The sequence below is a fragment of the Vibrio sp. 10N.286.48.B8 genome, assembly GCF_003050085.1.
Taxonomy (GTDB): Bacteria; Pseudomonadota; Gammaproteobacteria; order Enterobacterales; family Vibrionaceae; genus Vibrio; species Vibrio crassostreae.
Genome location: NZ_PIGD01000004.1, coordinates 179,506 through 201,299 on the forward strand (window position 1 = coordinate 179,506; position 21,794 = coordinate 201,299).

19 protein-coding genes are annotated in these 21,794 nt (G+C 43.6%); 6 read left to right on the plus strand and 13 right to left on the minus strand.

Features of this window, described 5'->3' with window-relative positions; all coding sequences use genetic code 11:
* Positions 1-16: 16 nt before the first annotated feature.
* On the minus strand, positions 17-1,231 hold the full coding sequence (locus tag CWO08_RS07120) for a multidrug effflux MFS transporter (RefSeq protein WP_081090342.1): 1,215 nt from the start codon (positions 1,229-1,231) through the stop codon (positions 17-19).
* A 327-nt stretch (positions 1,232-1,558) separates the two neighbouring features.
* Between CWO08_RS07120 and CWO08_RS07125 the strand changes: the two genes are divergently transcribed.
* Complete coding sequence (locus tag CWO08_RS07125; RefSeq protein ID WP_108020160.1) at positions 1,559-2,740, plus strand: MFS transporter; 1,182 nt, start codon at positions 1,559-1,561, stop codon at positions 2,738-2,740.
* Positions 2,741-2,820: 80 nt separating this feature from the next.
* Here CWO08_RS07125 and CWO08_RS07130 read toward each other — a convergent pair whose 3' ends face one another.
* The 4 genes from CWO08_RS07130 to CWO08_RS07145 all read right to left on the minus strand — a co-directional run bounded on the left by CWO08_RS07130 (position 2,821) and on the right by CWO08_RS07145 (position 8,237).
* Positions 2,821-4,167, minus strand: a complete 1,347-nt coding sequence (locus CWO08_RS07130; RefSeq protein ID WP_102478721.1) for an MATE family efflux transporter — start codon at positions 4,165-4,167, stop codon at positions 2,821-2,823.
* Between the two features lie 100 nt (positions 4,168-4,267).
* Complete coding sequence (locus CWO08_RS07135) at positions 4,268-5,110, minus strand: helix-turn-helix domain-containing protein (RefSeq protein WP_102478722.1); 843 nt, start codon at positions 5,108-5,110, stop codon at positions 4,268-4,270.
* A gap of 239 nt (positions 5,111-5,349) precedes the next feature.
* The gene (locus CWO08_RS07140; RefSeq protein ID WP_102433260.1) at positions 5,350-6,267 is read right to left on the minus strand and encodes a DMT family transporter; all 918 of its coding nucleotides are present in this window, start codon (positions 6,265-6,267) and stop codon (positions 5,350-5,352) included.
* Between the two features lie 233 nt (positions 6,268-6,500).
* On the minus strand, positions 6,501-8,237 hold the full coding sequence (locus CWO08_RS07145) for an SgrR family transcriptional regulator (protein ID WP_102480055.1): 1,737 nt from the start codon (positions 8,235-8,237) through the stop codon (positions 6,501-6,503).
* A gap of 91 nt (positions 8,238-8,328) precedes the next feature.
* Here CWO08_RS07145 and CWO08_RS07150 point away from each other — a divergent pair, with 91 nt between their 5' ends.
* Positions 8,329-9,594 carry an MFS transporter gene (locus tag CWO08_RS07150; RefSeq protein ID WP_102480079.1) on the plus strand — a complete coding sequence of 422 codons (1,266 nt, stop codon included), beginning with the start codon at positions 8,329-8,331 and terminating at the stop codon, positions 9,592-9,594.
* A gap of 120 nt (positions 9,595-9,714) precedes the next feature.
* Positions 9,715-10,623 carry a LysR family transcriptional regulator gene (locus CWO08_RS07155; RefSeq protein ID WP_102433259.1) on the plus strand — a complete coding sequence of 303 codons (909 nt, stop codon included), beginning with the start codon at positions 9,715-9,717 and terminating at the stop codon, positions 10,621-10,623.
* Positions 10,624-10,712: 89 nt separating this feature from the next.
* Here CWO08_RS07155 and CWO08_RS07160 read toward each other — a convergent pair whose 3' ends face one another.
* The 5 genes from CWO08_RS07160 to CWO08_RS07180 all read right to left on the minus strand — a co-directional run bounded on the left by CWO08_RS07160 (position 10,713) and on the right by CWO08_RS07180 (position 16,652).
* Positions 10,713-12,233 carry a DUF1254 domain-containing protein gene (locus CWO08_RS07160; RefSeq protein WP_102479896.1) on the minus strand — a complete coding sequence of 507 codons (1,521 nt, stop codon included), beginning with the start codon at positions 12,231-12,233 and terminating at the stop codon, positions 10,713-10,715.
* Positions 12,234-12,466: 233 nt separating this feature from the next.
* Entirely contained in the window at positions 12,467-13,120 is a 654-nt protein-coding gene (locus tag CWO08_RS07165) for a hypothetical protein (protein ID WP_102479894.1), read from the minus strand.
* A 73-nt stretch (positions 13,121-13,193) separates the two neighbouring features.
* Complete coding sequence (locus tag CWO08_RS07170; RefSeq protein ID WP_102479874.1) at positions 13,194-14,510, minus strand: hypothetical protein; 1,317 nt, start codon at positions 14,508-14,510, stop codon at positions 13,194-13,196.
* Between the two features lie 171 nt (positions 14,511-14,681).
* Positions 14,682-15,605 (minus strand): LysR family transcriptional regulator, encoded by a 924-nt coding sequence (locus CWO08_RS07175; protein ID WP_102433255.1) that lies wholly within the window; start codon positions 15,603-15,605, stop codon positions 14,682-14,684.
* Positions 15,606-15,758: 153 nt separating this feature from the next.
* Positions 15,759-16,652: a DMT family transporter gene (locus tag CWO08_RS07180; RefSeq protein ID WP_102479872.1), complete on the minus strand. Its 894-nt coding sequence runs from the start codon at positions 16,650-16,652 to the stop codon at positions 15,759-15,761.
* A 123-nt stretch (positions 16,653-16,775) separates the two neighbouring features.
* Here CWO08_RS07180 and CWO08_RS07185 point away from each other — a divergent pair, with 123 nt between their 5' ends.
* Together CWO08_RS07185 and CWO08_RS07190 are read left to right on the plus strand one after the other, a co-directional pair.
* Positions 16,776-17,258 (plus strand): MarR family winged helix-turn-helix transcriptional regulator, encoded by a 483-nt coding sequence (locus CWO08_RS07185; RefSeq protein WP_004737459.1) that lies wholly within the window; start codon positions 16,776-16,778, stop codon positions 17,256-17,258.
* A gap of 245 nt (positions 17,259-17,503) precedes the next feature.
* Entirely contained in the window at positions 17,504-17,806 is a 303-nt protein-coding gene (locus CWO08_RS07190) for a hypothetical protein (RefSeq protein ID WP_102433253.1), read from the plus strand.
* Positions 17,807-17,836: 30 nt separating this feature from the next.
* Here the strand turns inward: CWO08_RS07190 and CWO08_RS07195 are convergent, their stop codons facing one another.
* Complete coding sequence (locus CWO08_RS07195) at positions 17,837-18,742, minus strand: LysR family transcriptional regulator (RefSeq protein WP_102433252.1); 906 nt, start codon at positions 18,740-18,742, stop codon at positions 17,837-17,839.
* A gap of 206 nt (positions 18,743-18,948) precedes the next feature.
* Between CWO08_RS07195 and CWO08_RS07200 the strand changes: the two genes are divergently transcribed.
* The gene (locus CWO08_RS07200; RefSeq protein WP_102433251.1) at positions 18,949-19,386 is read left to right on the plus strand and encodes a DoxX family protein; all 438 of its coding nucleotides are present in this window, start codon (positions 18,949-18,951) and stop codon (positions 19,384-19,386) included.
* Positions 19,387-19,473: 87 nt separating this feature from the next.
* On the opposite strand, the gene CWO08_RS07205 is transcribed toward CWO08_RS07200, so the two are convergent.
* Together CWO08_RS07205 and aceB are read right to left on the minus strand one after the other, a co-directional pair.
* The gene (locus tag CWO08_RS07205) at positions 19,474-19,914 is read right to left on the minus strand and encodes a heme-binding protein (protein WP_008220964.1); all 441 of its coding nucleotides are present in this window, start codon (positions 19,912-19,914) and stop codon (positions 19,474-19,476) included.
* A 101-nt stretch (positions 19,915-20,015) separates the two neighbouring features.
* Positions 20,016-21,641: a malate synthase A gene (aceB, locus tag CWO08_RS07210; protein WP_108020161.1), complete on the minus strand. Its 1,626-nt coding sequence runs from the start codon at positions 21,639-21,641 to the stop codon at positions 20,016-20,018.
* Positions 21,642-21,794 lie beyond the last annotated feature (153 nt).

The window sequence follows — 21,794 nt, forward strand, 5'->3', positions numbered from 1 at the left end:
TTTACTCAGGTACTTGCTACATATTCTCAGCCTGTTTCAATCGGCTTTGACGCCAGTAATTGAGCGAGGAGATAGCCGCTAAAAAGATAACGACGGCGGTCATCACATGTATGACTGACTCCGATGTCCCTTCGTACGCATTACTGCCTAAATCAATCGCTGCAGAAACGATAAATAGGCGAATAGCCGTCACCAGTGATGCTGCGATTCCTGTTAGATCTGGAAAAACTTGCATCGATTTAGCAAAGAACAATCCAATCGATAACCCTGCACCTATTGAAAATAAGCACATCGTCCCTGTTAGGATGAATGGTGAGTTAAGTTGTTCAGACGGCAATAAGAAAAAGATGAGCGTGGTGGTAAATATTAAGCCAAGCCCAGTACTTTTTAATTTATCAATGCCAAACCTGTCGATTAAGCGTGCGTTGTTCAAACTCACCAAGACGAATGTGCCCAGTGTTGCCATTTGGAAAAACGGGAAGCGATCGGGGCTGACGTCTAATTGCTCTATATACAATAACGACATGTTGGAAACGTAAATCATATAGGCGGCAAGAATTAAGCTCGTCACTAGCGTGTTGTACCAAAAGGCAGACGAAGACAATACGGTTTTGTAGTCGCTTGCTATTCGCTTTGGCGCGACCTTCTTCCGTTTATCTCTACTCAAAGATTCAGGTAAGAAGAAGAAGCATTTGGTCGCAGACAGCAGTACTAAAATGGCGATAAAGACAAAGTTTGCTTTATACCCCATATGGAGGCTTATCCAGCCACCAATAAGAGGTGCAAAAGCCATCAAGCTGACCACTAAAGTGTTGAGGTCGGCAATCAGTTTGGCGGCGGGTTCTTCATCGAACAGATCAAAGATCATTGCGGTACCAACGATTACGCACGCTGAACTACCGAAGCCTTGGAGCAGTCGAAACGCTAATAATTGCTCGATACTTGAAGCAAAAATGCAGCCGATACTTGCAGCAAGGAAGACACTAAAACCAAACATTAGTATCTTTCGGCGACCAAAATGATCCGACAGTGGTCCATAGAGTAAGGAACCAATACAGATGCCGATAAAGTTATAGCTCAGAATGCGCTGCACCATAACCGCGTCAGTGTTGAAGTCCTTCAATATATCGGGAAATGTGGGTAGATAGATATCCGTCTCCATGGCAGCACCAAGGAATATGAATACCATTAAAAATCGAAACCACTTCCCCTCATGAGAGATGGGAAACATAGTTAATCCAATGAGTTATTATTATAAAAGTCAGAAGCGCAGACGCTGCAAGTGCAGGTAGGCTTAGAATGAAATTTTGATATTGGGATGCGCGTAGTAGAGAGGAGTGTTACGCAGGGTTGTCATTCCCGTCACTTGGTTGTGATCAAGTAGGATGTAAATGTAACATAATGTTTCATCATTTCAAGGTGTCGATTGCTGTTTTCACGCTCCCCTATGCAAACGATGAAAGTCATGTCCTTTTAACCTCTTCAGAAGTGTTAATGATTTGTTGCTCGGCATAAAACCGGAGTATGATACTGGATTACTATTTAGGATTTGGCTGCTATGAGTGCATCGAAGGCGAGCTGGAAAACGCCGCAAAACTTTTTATTATTGATTTCGATTGTTGTACCTATCTCGTTTTCGAGCTGGATGGCTCTGTTGAACAACTTCGTGATAGAGAAAGCGAACTTTGACGGTGCCGATATCGGCTTACTACAAAGTGTTCGTGAAATTCCGGGCTTTTTAGCTTTTACTGTGGTGTTTGTGCTGGCTTTCATCCGCGAGCAGCGCTTCATGTTGGTATCGCTGGCTATGCTCACTATCGGGACGGCGATTACTGGCTTATTCCCTTCACTTACTGGCCTTTTGTTTACCACCATTTTGATGTCGACGGGCTTTCATTATTTTGAAACCCTCAAGCAATCTTTATCCCTACAATGGCTGAGTAAAGAAGAAGCGCCAGAGATGCTAGGTAAAATGATCTCGGTTGGTGCGTTAGCATCTCTGCTTACTTACGGCTCTATCTGGGTGATGTTGGAGCAGTTAAAGCTCGATTTCGTTTGGGTATATGGCATTACTGGCGGCCTAGGTTTTGTTCTGGTACTGGTGATGACTTTTGGCTTCCCTGAATTTCAAACGAAGACCCAGCAAAATAAGAAGTTGGTGCTAAGAAAGCGCTACTGGCTTTACTACGCACTGACGTTCATGAGCGGAGCAAGAAGACAAATCTTCACGGTGTTCGCAGGCTTCTTGATGGTAGAGAAGTTCGGTTACTCGGCTGCAGACATCACGCTACTGTTTTTAATTAACTACTTGTTTAACTTTTTGTTCGCCAAACGCATTGGTAAGTTTATTGGTGTAGTGGGTGAGCGGAAGGCGCTGATCTTCGAGTATGTCGGTTTGATTGGTGTGTTCGTTGGGTATGCTTTAGTACAAACGGCGGAGTGGGCAGCCGCGCTGTATGTTGTCGATCATCTGTTCTTTGCGTTGGCATTGGCGATCAAAACCTACTTCCAGAAAATTGCAGACCCTGCTGACATGGCTTCAACCGCGGGTGTCTCTTTCACCATCAACCATATCGCAGCGGTTGTTATTCCAGTCGTGTTTGGTGTGATTTGGTTGTCTTCCCCTGCGACAGTTTTTTACATTGGTGCAGCAATGGCTGTGGTTTCTTTGGCGCTGTCTTTAAACATTCCTAAGAAGCCTGAAGAAGGTAACGAAGTCCGGATGTTTAGCTGGCGATAATGTTCATTTCGATCTAATGAGATAAACAAAAAGCTCCAATAGTGATATTGGAGCTTTTTTAGTTTCTGCTGTTCGCTCGTCTAAACGATTTGTTGCTCTAAAGAGTCAGCAAAGCGCTTCTTATAACTGCGTAACATGCTAAAGCTGACGATTGCCGTTAGAGTTTCCGCGAATAGAATACTTGCCCAAATCCCTTGTTCTGGGAACAGCTTTGGCAGAATGATGATACCCAAAGCCACGAACACAAAACCGCGAGCAAGAGATATTAGTGTTGCCTGTTTTGGTTTGGCAGTCGCTTGAAACAGGTTGGCAATCACTAAGTTGATTCCCATTAGCGGCACACCAAAGAAAAAGAAAGTGAGTGCGGTCACGGATAGCCCAATCAAATCACTTGAAGCTCCCAGATAAAGCGCTGCGATTTGAGGTGCGAACAGATACACAATCCCCATAAATACTAGGCCACTGCCGACTGCACTTTTTAATCCTAAGCGGAAGATTTCTTCGATGCGATTTGGCTGGTTAGCACCATGATTGAAGCTAATGATAGGCTGACAAGCTTGAGCAATACCGACCATCACAAATAGAGCAAAGACCCCGATGTTGGCTGTTAAACCATAAGCGATTATGTGGTTCTCACCAAACTGATCCAACAGTACATAGTTGAAGAGCAAGATCGTCATAGCGGCTGTGACTTCAATGAAGAAAGTTGGAGTGCCAATCTTCAGGATGCTTGGTAGTTTATTAAAACCAATACCTTTTAAACTCAGCGTTAAGGTGCCTTGTTTGCGTACAAAGTGACTCAATAAAATACACGCGATGACACCCTGTGCGATGGCTGTGCCGTAGGCGGCCCCTTTCATGCCCCAGCCCCATTTTAGGACAAAGAAGTAATCCAATACGAGGTTGACCACAGCACCAATCGACATGGCGTAAGTCGCCAGTTTTGGGTTGGTATCGTTACGCACAAAGCATGACATAACCCAAGCTAACGAGTAGAGCACGAAGAACTGCAGCATTACCGATAGGTAGTCGTGAGTCAGCTCAGCCATGTATCCAGAAGCCCCCATCAGCGCAATAATCTCATCGAGCCAATACAAGGCAATGCTGACGGTCACCGTGCTAAATAGAGCGGTGATCAACATCGATTGATTAAACAGAGTTTGCCCAGAGGTTACGTTGCCTTTGCCCACTTCAATAGACATCAGCGCCGCACCACCAATACCAACCATCATGGCAATTGCAGTGAATATTGAGAAAGCAGGGATGGTGAGAGCGATAGCGCCCAAGCCATCAGGACCGACACCATGCCCAACGAACCAAGCGTCTCCCATTATGAAAAGAGATTTGATCACCATGCCGGTTAGCGCTGGCCATAGGTATTGATAAAAAGACTTAGATATTGGATCGGTTTTTAGGTTGATGGCCATTCGAATAAGCTCCCAACAATTTGGATGTACCAAAATGGATGAAATAAAGAGGGAGCATTATCGGAACTTAATGGAGGCTAAAAAAGGGATTATCTGCGTATTATATTGCACTATCTGCACATCGGCTTCGAAACTGTGCCGGTGACTCTTTCATCTGTCCGCGATAAAAACGGCTGAAATAGGCCGGATCTTCGAAGCCTAGTTCAAAAGCGATGGTCTTGATGGTCTTGGTTGAGAAGAGCAGTTCTCGATTCGCTTCTAAAATGATTCGGTCGTGGATCAATTGAGTGACGGTTTTACCTTTATCAGCTTTGACAATTTCGTTAATACGTTTGTTGGTTATCGACAGCGCTTGCGCATAAAAATCACAATGTTTATGGGTGATGTAGTGCTGTTCAATCAAATCAACCACCTTGTTCACTCGGCTATCGCGTACTTCACCTTTCAATGAGGATTGGCTAGCAAAGCGCAGGATGTAGCGCAAAAAGCTATTCATGAGTGATTCTACTAGGTCCCAGTCACTCTCTTCTCGTGCGCACTCTTCTTTCAGCATGTCGAAAATAGGCAACAAGTAGCGGTTGCCTTCTTCACTGCAATCCAAATAGGGAGGGCGGCTTTGGTGCATGGCAAAAACAGTATCGACCAGCTGAGTGTTGCGGTGATTGGTTTTAACAAAGCCAGGAGTAAATACCAGTAAACGAGCACTTTCTCCGACTAGCTCCGAGCGGTGTACTTGGCCCGGTGCAATGGTGAAAATACGGCCGATCTTATTGTCGTAGTCAACGAAATCAATGCTCTGACTGCCATGATTATCCACGCACCATACTAACTCCCAGTATTCATGTCTGTGCGGTTCTAAGAACGCATCATCGTTATTCGTCAGTTCCTCAACCCTACAAAGTTGACCTTTGACAAGACGCATGTGTTTGATGGGATTACTCATGACATTCCTTTGTGGAGAGATAACTAAGGGTATTAACCAGAGCTGGCAATAATGGCTGAGTCTAATGTAGTTGATTGCGATGTTTAAGTCATTCGCTTGGTAAGCGGTTCAATATGAGAAGGGGTTGGCTGTAAAGGGGCAGTAAATTGTGAAGGCGTGTTGGGACTAAACAAAACCCCAGGAGCATATGGTGAGCTTCTGGGGTAGTTTGAATGCGGTTTATCTTAGTATTTAGCTGCTTAGTTACTGCTTGCCGTTTTAAGCGTTGAACGTAGCTTGAAGATGCTCTTTGGTGCTTTAGTTAGCAGGATGCCACAAAGTAGAGGGATCATCATAAGCAGAGACTGTTCCGATAGCACCTCACCATTGATGTAGCAAGAGATCAACAGTGCAACCACTGGGAAGATAAGGAAACAAATGGATGCTTGGAACGGCGTCGACACCTGACCTAGTTTGAAGTAAGCCACAATGCCACCGACACTCGCTACAAAACCTAGGTACACGACCGCTGAGATAGAATCCCAAGTGAAAGATTCTACATTCACGTTCTCACCGACTGCCGATACAGCAAACAAGAAAATCGCAGCAATAAAACTTGGTACAGCGTTGTAAGTCAGCACCTCGATACCTTTACAGTGTTTTTGAACCAATACGTACATTACCGCGTGAATCGCAACCGCGAGCCCCAGACAAACTGTACCGATAAAGTAGTCATCACCGCCCATCTGCATTTCGTTACCAAGGATCAAACATAGGCTCACAACAGCAGTAATCAAACCGAATATCTGGTGCTTCGCCAGTCGTAGACCTAAGAATAAGCCAGACATCAGCATCACAGCGACAGGCATGTTGGCGAAGATGATCGACGCTAAACCTGAAGAGATGTATTGCTCGCCATAGATCATCAACGTAAACGGAATCGCGAAATACATCAGCGCAACAATAAGCAGCCATTGGCGCTTACCTTTAGGGAACAGCAGTGGTTGGTTGAAGACTTTCGCCAATACCGCAAGCAGAGGGGCTGCAAGTAAAAAGCGCAACGCAGTAGCAAAAATAGGTGGGATAGAATGCAATGCTACTTCCATAGCGAACCAAGTGGTTCCCCAAATTAAGCAAACAGAGACAAAAAGCAAGATAGTTAGCGACTTCGAATTCATGGTGACTACTCATTAATAATTATTTTAAATCATAGGCTTGTAGCGCCTTAATGACGTGGCACAGTATAAGGAGGTAGTCGGAGAAAAAATTTGTCTTTTTGTCTCTAATTGAAATGAAATGTAGAAATTAAATCTCTAATATAACTATTGAGAAGCAAATATTTTCACCAATTGATATTTTTATAAAGTCATTATTCTTTGTGAGGTTTAGTTTTGGTTGAGAATTAACCAATTTAGCGGCGCATAGTGATTTGGTTAAAATCAATCCAACCGTTCGCCAACTGCTCCACTGGGTTCACGGTTTTGGCATAATTGAGCTGCTGTTTAACGTGGAAAATTGGTCGATAGATTCCGAATGTGATCAATTGCGCTTCTATGTGTAGGAAGGCAGGTTGTCGTTGCTGGTAATCGGTGATTTTCCAAAGCCGTTCAAGGTTTTCATCTCGCCACTGTTTTTGCTCATCAGTGAGGCACACTTCTAATGCGATAGAACTTTGTAGCCACCCCATCCAACTGCTATCGAGGTTATCTGAAAACACTTCGCCGCTAATTAATATGTCTGCATCTTTTAGGTTATCTGGCTGACAAAATTCAGGGAACTCGAGCACTTGATATTCGCAGATAAAACCAAGTTCATTTAACCGATCACAATAGTGGCGAGCCATTTTTATGTGGTCAAAAAGCTGATAGGTTAGGATCTTTAACGGTTGTTTAGGCTTGCTATGCTGGTCAGCGAATTGTCGAGCCATTTGTAATGGGCTTTGGTTATTTGCCGTTTCTATCTTTGGCTGTGTTGATTGATTTGACGTCGATAGCATCCCCTCGGCGTAGCCGACAGTGTCCAGAGGTATGTCTTTCGCGATCCCTAGCAAACGTAGTAATTCACTCAGTGATTTAAGGTGTTGTGGGTTTGATAGCCAAGTGTGTCGATGTGGGTTTATTAAAGCGTACTCGCACCCCTTTTCCCACTGTTCTATCTCGGCAAGCTCGTTTGAGATGGATGAGTGTTGGTAATGTGGGTGTGAGTGAACAATATCGCAGTGCATTTCATAGTCTTTGGCTTTATCACCAACATTCCAAATTTCTATACCGTCTACCCAAGGTCGGTGCCCATGGTAGGAGCTGAAAACCTCGAGTATGGTTAGCCATTCGGACTGTTCCACTAATTTAAAGCTGCCGCTACCAATGATTTTATCTCCTACTTTTTTGGCAACACCTGCGGCGGAGCACGATAGCAGTGATGGAAGGTAGCCTGTGTTGGCATTGATATCGAAACAGAGGTGGAGCGGATCGATAACAGTAATAGCGGAGATGCATTTAAATTGCTGACTATTGTGGTGACTGCTGCCTATCAGACGTTGAAAGTGTGCTTTGACGTCTTGCGCTAGAATCGGTGAACCGTCATGAAAGACTAAGCCTTTGCGTAACGTGAAGTGCCAACGGTGCTCTGTTTGATACCAATCAATGGCAAGATCACCATCAAACGAGTGAGTTGACTTGTTGAAACGTAGTAAGTTACTAAAAAGGTAGCTAGTGATGTGAGCTTCAGTGCGTCGTGTGACTTCAATCGGGTCCAGACTGTGTGTCCCTCGATAAAAAGGGATTTGCAGAATATCTAGTTCAGTAGGCAAGCTTTGATAGCGGCTGATATAACCCAGTAGAAACTGATCCCGTTGTGATTCATCAACCAGATCCAATGCTTGGTCAACTTTATTCTCAGAGAGCAATTCATCTATTCGTACCTCAAGCTCACTGTCCAAGCTTTTTAATAGCGTGAGTGTGGGTAGGTTGCCTCTGCCAACTCCCGACTTCCAGTCAACCCAACCTTCGTTGACTAGCTTTTTGATCACCAATTGAGCGTTACGTTTGGTACAACCTAGCGCATTCGTTATTTCAGTTAAAGAGAGTGAAGTCGGTTGGTTAACGAGTACCCGAGAACGTAAAAATGCTAGAGCCTTCCAGTAATGCATAAAGGTGAAATCCTTGTTTGAACTTTCTATTTTTCTTCATCTTTTAATCTCGATAATAGAGTTATTCGATTGTTTTTAAAAGGAATGAGAAATGGAAAGTATAAAAGGTGCAGAGGTATCCCCCTCTATTTGGAAAAGCTCAAGCTTTATTGTTTTGTTCTCAACAGCGTTCTTTGTTGCCTTTGGTACCAAGATTTATGACCTTGCTCTGCCCTTGTTGGTTTACGAGTTGACAGAGTCTTCAGAGATGATGGGTTGGATGAGAGCCGTCGAGTTTTTACCCAACCTACTATTAGCTCTGTTCATCGGTGTTTGGGTTGACAGGTTTAATAAAAAGCAGTGGTCACAATGCATGTTGATCGGGCAAGCAGCAGTATTGGTCGTCTCTTATATTGCAGTGAGATGGTTGCCGAACCCTTTGTACGCACTGTTTCCGTGCGCATTCCTGATGATGGCGTTTAACTATGGTTACCACAATGCGCGTATTGGGATGATGAAAAATGTTTTACCTCAGCACATGCAAAATATCGCCACCGCGAGAATGAGTTCTTTGTACAGTTTGTTAGAAACTGTTGGCCCGGTTTTGTCTGGGGGGCTGCTTTTATTGTCTGCGTTACATAACGTGTTTTTGCTTATTGCGGGGATGTATGTGCTAGCATTTTGGCAGCTCAATAAACTGGAATTCAAGCCATCAGCCCCCGTGGTTCAACAGTCGGTGCTGAGCGCGCTTAAAGAGGGTTGGTCGATCTTATATGCGAACAAAAACATGTGGCACATCACCTTGGTCGTGATGGTGATCAATACCACGGGTGCAATTTTCTGGATTCAAGCCATCTATTTTGCCAAAGCTGAATTAGCGCTTAGTCATATCGAGGTGGGTTACTTGATCGCGGCGTCCGGCGTCGGTGGTTTATTAGGTTCTTTTACCGCTGATAAGGTTAGAAAGCGCATCGGGTTTGGTGTGCTGCTTATTTTGTCTATTGTTTTAGAGGCGTTTGGATTCTTGTTCCCTGCATTGCTGAGTCGAAGCTATTTATTGCAAGGTATGACTTCAGCGCACATGGTTGTTATTGAAAAAGGCGTATTGATGATGTCGTTCTTATGGGTGAGTGCGATTGGCGTCTACAGCAGCATTTGTATTTGGAGCTATCGTCAAGAAGCATTCGAGGAAAAGCACCTTGGTCGTGTTGCTGGAATTACAGGGTCTTTGTTTAAACTCTTGATGCCATTTGGTCTGGCTGCTTCTGGATACTTGGTGACAATGTTTGGTTTGCCAGTACTCTTTGTCAGCTGTTTCGTGGCTCAAGTGTTGGCTGCCCTTGGGTTGATGATGACCAAGGTTCGCAAGATTCCTTAACGCCTCATTCTGGGTAAACCGTTATCAGCAGCAAAGTTATCGCATTAAGTGTTTAAAATTTATTTGGTTCACGTTCATACTGAACAAAGGCCGACATAGCATGGAAATGAGGTAGGGCATTTGAAAAACACAATCGACTTAAATCTGTATCGATTTTTGGACCTGCTTTATGAGCAACAATCTCAGGCGAAGGTATGCCATATTCTGGATATAAGCCGCGCCACGTTTAATCGCCACCTTTCGGATTGTCGAGATTTGTTTGCTAATGAGTTATTCATTGCAACCAAAGGTGTTTATGCGCCGACCTTGTTCACCACTCAACTAATACTGGTGGTGAAAGAACCTTTAGAAAAGCTAGAGCAAGCGCAGCAAATATCGCAGTCGTTTATTGGTAACGATTCGAACATCGAATATGTTTTTCACGCCGCCAATCCGCTGAGCACACTGTTTACGGTCCCTTTGTTGCAGGGACTTACTAATGAGGAGGCTAAACCCAAGATCTCGATGATGGACTGGTCTTTGGATGGCGTTGAATTCCCTAAAGCAGGGACCTTAGCGATTGGTGTGTCGGGCTACCCTAATGAGCTCAACGACCGAATTGTGGAGCGTAAAGTAGGGTCGTTGGAGCTGTTTGCTTATGTGGCGGATACTCACCCTTTAGCCAAAAATGAAGCCATCGACCTCAACCAGTTAGAAAGCTTTGATACGGTGCGCGTTTCGATGGGGTCATTGGATGCGAACTCCTATTACGAACGCCTAAAAAAACGCACAGGCTTGGTATTGCAACAAAAGCTGACCGTTGCATCGGTATCCTCTGCGTTGCAATGTGTTCAAGTAAGCCAGTATGTGTACGTTGGCTTTGATATGGATTTGGCTTCTATCCCTAGTGGGCTCAGTAAACGTCCTGTTTTATTCAACGGTGAAGCGGTGACTTTTGATGTTGGTATTCAGTATCACCGAGCTTGTTATCAGCACCCGATAGTCAAACGGATTGAGCAGATCTTAAGTGAGAGCTTAGAAAGCTATTGATCATATAGATGATGACAACAACAAAAAAACGCGCCGATGAAGGCGCGTTTTTTAGTATCTACAGCTTGTTTAGTTAAGTCTGGTTCGTGTTACAACTTAACTTCTTCAATGTCGCTTGGCTTCCATGTTTGGTCATACCAAGCTTCTTGAGGGCCGTAGAGTCTTAGTATCGTGAACCAACCTTTACCTGGTACCGTCTCAATCCAGTTCGCTTCTTTGCCTTTTGGAGCGGTAGGGCCAAAGTACAAATCAACCGAACCATCTTTGTTTTCAATGAAATCATCACGCTGATTATTCTTACTTGGCAGCGGTTGACTGGTTTGCAGTTCTGAGCGCGTTTGCGTGTCGTAAGCCACAATCGACCAGAAGTTCTTAGCAGGCACATTCGCTGGAATATTCAATTTATACTGCTTACCACCATCAAAGTATTCACCGCTTTTTGCTTGGTCAATCAATGCGTATTGAGAGCCCTTTTCGATAAGCTTCAGGGCCATCGCTGGTGTATTCACTGTCGCGATGTAGAAGAAGTAAGAACGAGCATCTAGGTTGCGCCCGCCTTCACCTTGGTCGACTAACCATTGGTAATCTTTGCCGATAAACGCCGTTTTCCATAGGCGATCTTCATAGATGTAAGCTTTCTTGTCTCTTGGTTGGAAGTACAGTGATCTAGCTGTTGCATTACCAATCGCGACGCCATCCTTCATCAGTTTTTGCATACGCTCATCGGGTGCAAAAGGTTTGTTCTTCTGAATACCAATGCTCGACATTAAACCACGAAGTTCTGGGTCGATGAATGAAATCGGCTCTTTATCTAGCACCGTTTTAATCTCGGTGTAGAAGTGCTCATCGTTCGCATGAATGGTATTGAATGACTTGCCGCTACCAGAGATGAACTCCATTTTTGGTTGATCATCTTTCTTCGCCAATGGGTAAATCTTCAGCTTCTCTTTGTAAGCTTTTACAGCAGCGTCAGTCTTCCCATCTTTCAGGAATCCGCGCGCAATAAACCAGTTGGTGTAGCTGGTGGATTGCGAAACAAAGTAGCCTTCAGGCACTTCGCCTTCGTAACCCGGAGGTAGAATCAAGTACTTACCGCCTTTGCCTTTATCCGGACCTACGATGCCCAAGTCAGTGACAAAACGGAAGAACGCATCGTTCACCGTTGTCGGTCCCATGCCCTCAGGGACTTCAATGACAGTTGGACCGTCTTTTTCAAGGTCTAGGAAAACCGAAGCATAAACGGTGTCGGTGTTACCTGTTAAAAATAACGGATTTGAATCCATCAGATTATCGAACACCACCACTTGGTTTGATGATGTTGAGCCTATCTCAGTATGACCAACACGCAGTGCTTCAATCGAAGCCATTGGAATTGCATTGAGGAACACTTCTGTTGAGCGAAGCGTGTCTAGGTTGTCATAAAGCTTTTGCGCGGTTTCAGCCGTTGGCGCACCATCTTTAAAATTCAACTCGCCGATACTGGTTTGTACTGTATCTGGCGTCATGATGCTTGACGGAATATCGGTATTGTAGCTTTCAGTCGCCAGTACTTGGTGTGAGATAAAAATACTGCTCGCTAATACAATTGCTTTCAGCTTCGACGTAATCATGATGTCACCTTTCAGTTTCGTTTCGATGTGCTTACTTTATGCTAGTCGAAAAAAAATATCTGATACGCTTCAGGCTCAAAAAAGAGCACGAAAGTACGATAGATGAGCAAATTCTTTAAATGTAGGTTCTTAGTGGGTTTACTTAGGGATCTTAAGAAGTGTATTCGTTATAAAAAAGCCCCTTTACTGAATCAGACTATAAAGGGGTGAGAGCTACCACACGAAACGGTAAACTAAAAACGAAGGTTGAAGCCTAGTTCGACGCTGCCATCTGAACGAAATACATCTCCTGGACTAACGCGCTTTTGACCGAATGTATATTTCACATAAGGCTCCACCCATTTGGGTTTCAGGGTAAAAGTGATGTCTTGGCTGTTGTAATAACCTTTTGAACCCGTTAATTGGCGATCATGGCTGAATGAATAGGAAAAGTTCATAAACTCCGTGGGAGAGTAACTTGTCCCGATAGTGTTTTTCCATTCTCTATCTGTCATATCTATGAGGGATAAAGAAACATCGCGCCATTCATGCGATGTGTTCGCAAACACCATAATATTGTTCGTGATGGCGGTGCCACCAAATAAGCCGATATCGTAGATATCGATAAGGTCTGCTCGGCCATAACTCACGAAAGCTTCAGTGTAAAAGTTACCCAGCATCAAGCCGTAACCAGTTCCTATTTCTAGGTAACCTTCCGAGTCAATTTCTGCACTGATGTTGATCTCTTCAGTTGCTTGAATAACTCCAGATACAGTACCTATCCAGTTGTCTCCAGCTTTAGCTGTTTGAAAGCTCAAGCTTGGCTCATGATAATTTAATGTTTGTAATTGATGGTCGTTTGCACATACGGCAAGGGGTATCAATAAAGTGATTAATAGTCGTTTCATCGTGTTCCCAACTCTCAAATAAAAAGGAGCCGCTAATAAGCGGCTCCTTTGCTTTTATATTTATTGTCTTTGATTAGCTGCGACTAACACGGTCTTTTACAGCTTGCTTAATTTGCTGACGTTGTTCTTGAGATAGAGATTGTGCCTTTTGACGAATTTGCTCTGCATTTAAATCTGAGCGAAGCTCAATACGTTCAGCAATTACTTTCTTTGCTTTATCAGAGATATTTACATCAACAATTTTCCCGTCATTAATAATAATACTTACCGCTTTGTCATTAATACTAATCCATGTTGAGCCGTCAGTATTTTGTCCAGATTCAATGCTAGTAATCAGTTGGTCATTTAAGCTTGGTGGTAGTTGTTTTTCAGAATCAGGAGATACTCCCCATTCACCATCAATGCTTGATTTTTCCCAATCAATTACCCATTCCCCACGATTGTCTTGATAAATAACATAAACGTCGTCAGAGTTCATGGCACCTAGTCGAACTTCAAACGATCCATGAGTATCACCTGGCTCAATAATTAATACCGTTTTACCCTCTTCGTTGTACACGTAAGCTTGTTGGTGTTCTTTACTAAACTCGACAGTGTAAGGTTTATTTGGATTATCCCAACCGCCATCAAATTCAGGTAAGTCGTTATCTGGGTTTACCCAACCCCATCCATTATCTACATCACCTCTGATGATGGTAATATTACCGTTGCTGTCTTTTCCAATTTGCATAGTTTCGCCAGTAGAGAAATCAGTAAATACGATTCGACCTTTTCCATCATATTCAGCTCCACCAACAACAACACCATCAATTGTGACTAAGTTAGTTGTTGTATCAATAACATAATCAACACCATTAATTGTCACTGGTATAAATGGGTTTGTGTGTCCTTCATCGCCATCCCATTTAGGTGGTAATTCTGGAGCAGGTTTCGTGACATCCCAGCCATGATCTCCATCCCATGAATCATCATCTTTAGGTGGTAGTTGTGGGGCTGGTTTTATCGTTTCAGAAATAATTAAACGGCCATTTTCAACTTTAAGTACTGCTTCTCCACCATTGTTGCCATGAAAGATAAGCTCTGAACCTTCTTTTTGTATATGGCCAATGGTTTCACCTTGAGCATTTTTTACTTCATCACCATTGGTTACATAGGTTGTACCATTTAAGCGCATGACCGTATTACCATTGCTTCCTTGCAATAAATTAGCTTGGTAATTACCTTCATCACCACTAATGATTGCTGCTTGTAGGTTTTCGCCTTGGAAGTATGTAACGTCAGCAATACCGTCTTGTGGATCAATACCGCCGCCGTTATCACTTGAACCAGAAGAAGAACAGCCAGCAAGGAATGTCGCCGCAATAGCAGTGCTCAGTAATTTTAGTTTCATGGTTTACTCTCAAATAATTGTTTAGGAACTTAAGTTGCTTCTTGCAGTGTTATGTGGCGTTCCTAGCCGATGAGAGAAGTATATGGATTGAACAAAAAAGCCTCTAATCCCTTAAAGGAATAGAGGCATTAACGTTTAGTTATTAATAAAGGAAAGTAAAGACGCTGATAACTACTGGTTATTATTGATAAGGTTATCAAGTATCTTTTTAAGCCATAGAGTTGTTGGGCTGTTTCGATTCTTGTGATGAAAATAAGCACAAACGACAGGGTTAATATCTTTGTTATCAAACAAGATATCGATAGCTCGTAAAGAGGTTTTCTTCTCTATTCCTAAAAACTTCGAGGCAGGAAACATCATATCGGAGTTTTGCACTACGTCGATAACTGCTGATGGAAGCTCGGAGCGAAAGCCTATTCTGGCGTCAAGCCCTTTGATTTTTAGAATTTTTTCAGCAATTGTTTGATGAGAATTCCAGTCTATAGCAATGATCGTCGCCAGTTCAAACTTCACACCATCTTTGATTTCAATGAAATCTTTCTGGTAAGGATGCCCTTCTCTTAGATAGCCCTTAAAGCTGTCTTGTGCGATCGGCTGTTGTAATAGTTCTTTTGGGGCGTGGTTAATTTCATAATTGAAGCCAATCAGAACTTCATCATTGATGATGTCTGACATCGTTGTTTTAGACCAATTTAATAGCTGAACTTGAACGTGTGGAGCTTGAGAACGAATTGCATTGAACAACTTGCTAGATAGTGAACTTAAAAGAAATGGAGACAAAGCTAATTTCAATGGACCGCGTAGTTCACTAGGATCGAACTCATTACTATTATTGAGTGCCGAGGATAGGTCATCCAAGATAGGTGAAATACTCTCAGCCAACATATTTGCGTGTTCAGTTGCACGTAAGCCGTGATGCGTTTTGACAAATAGTTCATCGTCGAAATGATCGCGCAATCGTTGTAGAGCTTTACTTATCGCAGGCTGAGATACGAATAGGCGCTCGGAGGCTTTACGCATATTCCTTTCTTGATGAAGAATGATAAAAGTGCGAAGTAAATTTAAATCTAAGTTCGAGAATAGATCTTTTGCCATAAGGAGCACCGAATGATTATGAGTTCTTTAATCATAAGTTGGTAACAGATTGAGAACAAATAGAAAACTTATATGGATGTGATGCTAATAAAACAAAACCCGCACTCGGCGGGTTTGTTGGGCTCTGGAATAGGTATTTTCTGTATGCGATTACTATTGAGTAACAGGCTTAACTTGCTTGGATTGTCTGACTGCAAGAATAAGTTGCGGTAGCAGCGACATTACGATCATGCCTGTCATTAGTGAGTATTGGACTGCAGTGAATGATTCACCCATCAACACCATACCTGTAACGATACCTGCTACTGGGTTAGCGATGCCACCGAAGGTGAAATCAACTACAGACATACGTTGCAGCAACCACACATACATGCCGTAACCAAGTGCCGTGTTTAGCCCAATCACCCACAATAGGCCCATCGCATTACGAGTATCGAAATGAGTGACAGCGTTAACATAAGGCTGTGGGTCGATGAAGGCATGAACGCCAGACGCGACAGACAAAATCGTACCGCCCAGAATGAGCTGCCATGTGAGTACTTTCCACCAGTGCATGCGATTACCCAGTGACTTGGTAATGCTGCTGCCGATAACGATACACATGATAGCGGCAAACATGGCGCCTAAACCGATAGGGTTCAATGCGATTTGACTTGGGTTGAATAGAATCCAAGCTAAGGTGATCAAGCCAATACCTGACAAGGCTTGAATCAAATGCGGGCGCTGTTTCTTCACTACCCAATGGAAGATCATTGCGAACACAGGTACAGAGATCATCCCCACGCCTGAAATCGCTGAAGGCAGGGTTAGTGCCATCACGAAGATCAAACCAAAGAAGGTCGCGATGTTGATCAGGCCTAGAGTGAAAATGATTTGCCACTCGCCTTTTCTCGGCAGTGTCGGTTTTACCGCTAGCAATAACAAACCAGCAGGTAATGCACGCAAAGCACCTAGTAATAGTGGTGGCCACTCCTGTAGCGTAAATTGCGTCACTGCATAAGTTGTTCCCCAGAAGAATGCGGGAATCATTGCTAATAATATGTTCATCTAAAATATCTTTACGTTAAGATAACTATTGTGTGAACTGTATACTGAGAACTAGTGGTTGTAAAGTATCTTTATGTTAAACTAGTTTAAAGTAATCAGACTAATAACGGAGCTAGATTGCAAATGGATGCTATCGACCGCGTTGTAGAGCAATGGGCAAAGGAAAAGCCCGAATTAGAAACTGAGCCTATGGCAATGATGGGCCGAATTATGCGTATTGCCAAGTATATGGAAACGCAAGTTGCCGACCTGCATAAAAAGTACGACATGAAGTTGGGCGAGTTTGATGTATTGGCGACCTTACGACGCTCTGGAAAGCCATATCGACTGACGCCTTCAGAGCTGATTGGCTCAATGATGCTAACGTCAGGCGCGATGACCAATCGTCTTGATAAACTGGAAGCCAAAGGGTTAATAAGTCGAGAGCACAGTAAGGAAGACAGACGAAGCGTGAGTGTGAAACTGACCAAAGATGGCCTAGTTCTGATCGATGAAATGATGACTGAACATGTCGAAATGCAAAAAAAATTGGTTAAATCATTGTCTGCTAGCCAGAAGAAGAATACTAACCAGCTGCTAAAAACATGGTTGAGTGCTTACGAGTAATCGGCTTGCTGAACTCAGTGAACTGAACGAGCTTAATTTGATTTGAAACCGAAGTGATGGGCTTCGGTTTTTTTGTGTCTGTAATTTTGTGTCGGTTAATTTGGGGCGACACTGAACCAGAAAATAGAACAAGTTCCATCGATGTAATTCAATAATTTAGGACATCCTATTTAAGACTTCCCGTTATCAATAGAGAGTCCCCATCCGTATATTTCTCATATTCCCACAATACAGAGATTACTGAAATGAAATTTAAATTTGCCCTTAGCACAGCACTGTTCGCAGCCTCATTTGCATCTCATGCCGAGTTGAAAATGTCGATTTTCGAGCAACATAATGGAGTGGTGGTGACGGCTTACCAAGATGGTAAACGCCTTGCTAATGCTCAAGTGACCACCAACATTCGAGGCCAACAAGTACAAGAAACAACTGAGAATGGACGAGCATTTTTCTACAAAGGTAATATCCCGAGAGTTTACCAGTTTAAAGTAACGAATCCCGACGGTGAGAGTATTCAACAAAGCCGATTCATTGGAAGAGATAAATAGATATCTAGAGTGCCCGGATAGGGGATAGGCCTAGTGAATTTGAGCTGATGCTCTCCAGCACTTTTCTAACTTTTTCAAAGCGAGTGTTTTTGCATTCCCCATATTGCCTATTTGCCACGCGAGCACGATATCAACGGTTCTTGCGTGGCCAATTTCCACTAAACTTCCGTCTTCTAACTCGGATGTTATTAATTGCTTGGGTAGAGTGCCAATACCAAGATTACGTTGAATTGCCGTCAACTTACTACTCATTGAACTGACCGTACTGGTTTTTTGATTCAGCAAGATATTCTTGGTGATTTTAGGCGCTGACTTAGCGGTATCTGCAACTGCGATGATTGTGTGTTCACGTCGTGTTGATTCACTTAGTGGATTTTTCTCGTCTAAAATGGGTGCATTTTTTGCGGCCACCCAGATCATTTCTACCCTGCCGATGGTTTTACTGTTCACGGTATTCGGTAGCTCGATATTGGGCATCGATGAGATAAGAATATCTGCTTTTCCTGTGGTTAACGCCTCCCAGCCTCCTGACAAAATATCCTCTTGGACATACAGTTGCGTGCTGCACTCCGTTGCCATATCAGCGATTAGTGATAACGCAATGTCTTGCCCGATAATACCGTCATAAGAAACAAACAGTTCGCTTTCCCAACCACTTGAGAAACGTTGTATTTGGGTTATGAGTTCATCTGATCCCGTTAGCAATTGTCGACCATTTTCCACCAACATTTTACCGACTTGAGTAAACACGGCTCTGTGCCCTGATCGATCTAAGATCAAGATACCGAGTTCGTCTTCCAACTTTTGAATCTGATAGCTTAATGCAGATACGGATCGATTGAGGTGCGCAGAGGCTGACGAGTAAGTCCCTTCACGTTGTAGAACATCCAATATTTGTAAAGTATCGAGCGGCAGTGTTTTCTTCAAAGTCTTCATAAAATCAATAAAAATGGGACAAGTGTTTCAATGAATTTAAGCCAATGGTATCAGCATTGAGGTTGTTGAATCTTCGGATTTAGCCAGTAATTTGTATGCAAGTATGTCTACTAAAATTTCAAACAAGTTGTTCTATTTTTCTCGTTATCATCTTAATGCTAAGCCGAATAACCTATCGGCAATGAAACTTATCAAGGCTTAGAACTATGAACACTAGATTGAACGACACACTGACTTTTTTCGCTCGTATTTTATTGGCTTACTTGTTTATTCAAGCGGGTTGGGGAAAGCTATTTAGCTATGAAGGAACGGCGGGATACATGGCTTCTCAAGGAGTCAGCGCTCACTTGTTGCCTTTGGTTATCTTGCTTGAACTCGGTGGTGGGCTTGCGATTCTAGCTGGGTGTATGACTCGCTTTACAGCGTTCTCGATTGCGCTTTTCTCTTTGGTTTCTGGTGTTATGTTTCACTTCGACCCAAGTTCATCGGGGCAAATGATTCACTTCTACAAAAACGTCTCTGTTGCTGGTGGGTATCTAGCGTTAGCGGTACTTGGCGCGGGATCGTTTAGTGTTGATTACTGGCTGTCTAATAAATTGAAGGAAGACGCTAAATGGGCGCGCTTAGTGGCGTTTGTTCGTTAGCGTTGTTGGCGCAACGTATGAATAAAAAAACCGAAGCCTAATAGCTTCGGCTTTTTGTTCCTGTTTAAGAAATTCAAGTACAGTGAATTAAGCTTGTAGCATCTCGTCACTGAACAGCTCTGCGCAACCAATACCATTAATGGCGCAGCTCTCGTCGATGTCTGAAATGTCACCGCTGACCCCAATCGCGCCCAGTACCGTTTTATCCTTATCTCGAATCAGTAGGCCCCCTGGCACTGGCACCATGTTTCCGTGTGCGAGTACGTTTACGGCGGAGATAAATGCAGGCCTGTTGTCAGCATCTTGGGCGAGCTTTCTAGAGGAACAGCCCAGTGCGAGTGCCCCCCACGCTTTAGCAATCGCGATGTCTGGTCGCATCATGCTAGAGCCGTCTTGACGTTGCAAAGAAATCAGCTTGCCACCGCTGTCTAAGACGGCGACCGTCAAAGGCTCAGTGTGGATCTTGTTTCCTGCTTTTAAGGTGCCATCAATGATGGTTAACGCTTGTTGTAGAGTCAAACTTCCCATGTTATCTCCTAGTTTTTCAAGGGGCCGTGTACCAAGCTAAGTCAGCCAATCATTACTCTTGTTGTGGATATCATCGACTGATTCAGTTCGGTACAAGAGTCCTAACTGGACTCTTGTAATAGCCCATAGCTGGGTAAAGTTAGGAAGGCGGCGAACTCTTCGGCTGTAGAAAGTTGATAGAAAAGATCGGCTGTCTCTTCAAATCGACCTGCTGTATAACGCGAGTCTCCGACTTCATGTTTTATCGTGTCTAGCTCTTGGTAAAGCCAAGAGTGGAATAGTGATTTGGTAAAGGTTTGGCCATCATCGAGTGTTACCCCGTGGTGGATCCACTGCCAGATATTGGCTCTTGAGATCTCAGCGGTTGCGGCATCTTCCATAAGGCCGTAGATAGGTACACAGCCGTAGCCTTGGATCCAAGCTTCGATGTAATACAGCGCGATGCGGATATTCTTACGAACGCCCGCTTCATCGCGGCTACCTTCACAAGGTTTCAGCAATAAGTCTGCATTGATTACATGCTCTGGGCTTTGGAAATCCATTTGGTTTACTTTACCATCGAGGTGCTTATCGAATATCGACATTGCCAAATCAACCAGCGCAGGGTGCGCGACCCATGTGCCATCGTGGCCGTTTTGAGACTCTCTTTGTTTATCTTCGATTACCTTGGCAGTCACACGCGCCATTTCTTGCGGATCTTTTGCTGGAATAAAGGCTGACATACCACCCATCGCCAGTGCGCCGCGAGCATGACAAGTGCGTACCAACAGTTGGCTGTAAGCGTTAAGGAATTCTTGATCCATGCCGATCCCATGACGATCTGGCAGGATGCGGTCTTTATGGTTCTTCAGCGTTTTGATATAGCTGAAGATGTAATCCCAACGGCCACAGTTCATCGCAACGATGTGATCACGCATTGCGTACAAGATCTCTTCCATTTGGAATACGGCTGGTAGCGTTTCGATCAATACTGTCGCGCGAATGGTGCCTTTGGGTACATGGAAATAGTTTTCGGTGAAGCTGAAAATATCGTCCCACCATTGTGCTTCTTCCATGCTTTCTAGCTTTGGAATGTAGTAGTAAACGCCAAAGCCTTGTTGTGCACGTGATTGATAGTTGTGGAAAAAGTACAAGGCGAAGTCCATCAAGCAACCGCCGATAGGCTGATTGTTGAATTGGATGGATTGCTCAGGAAGGTGGATCCCTCGTGGGCGTGCGATCAGCAGTGCAGGATCGTCGTTTAATTGGTAACGCTTCTGCTTCTTCTCATCGAAATAACTAATGGTGCCAAGGTTGGCATCTCTTAGGTTGATTTGCCCTTCGACCATGTTGGCCCAAGTAGGAGAAGACGCATCTTCAAAGCAGCACATGAAGACTTTCGCGCCTGAGTTTAGCGCGTTGATCACCATCTTTCTTTCGATAGGCCCGGTGATCTCTACTCGGCGATCCAGCAACTCTGGCGGCGGCGTTGCCACTTTCCACTCTTTATTCTGGCGAATGGAAATGGTGTCTTTTCTGAAATTGGGTAACTCCCCCTCGTCATATTGAGCTTGTTTTACGTCGCGGTCACCTAGCAGGGCATGACGGCGATCTCCAAACTTATTCACGAGAGCTTCTAAGAATTTTAATGCATCTTTAGACAAGATCTCTTTGTACTCGGGGTTGTCCATATTCCCGAGTACCTGCATACACTGTACTTCTTCTCTCTCTTTTACGTCATTCATCATTGTTGTCTCCTTTGAACAATACGATGTCATTTTGTATACAAAATGCTCTTTTTAAGGGTATTTATATTGCATAAATTGTAAACAAGCAAAGGGTATTTAACATTTATTTATCATTTGGTCTTTTTGGAATTTATTTTTACGTAAAGATATTTT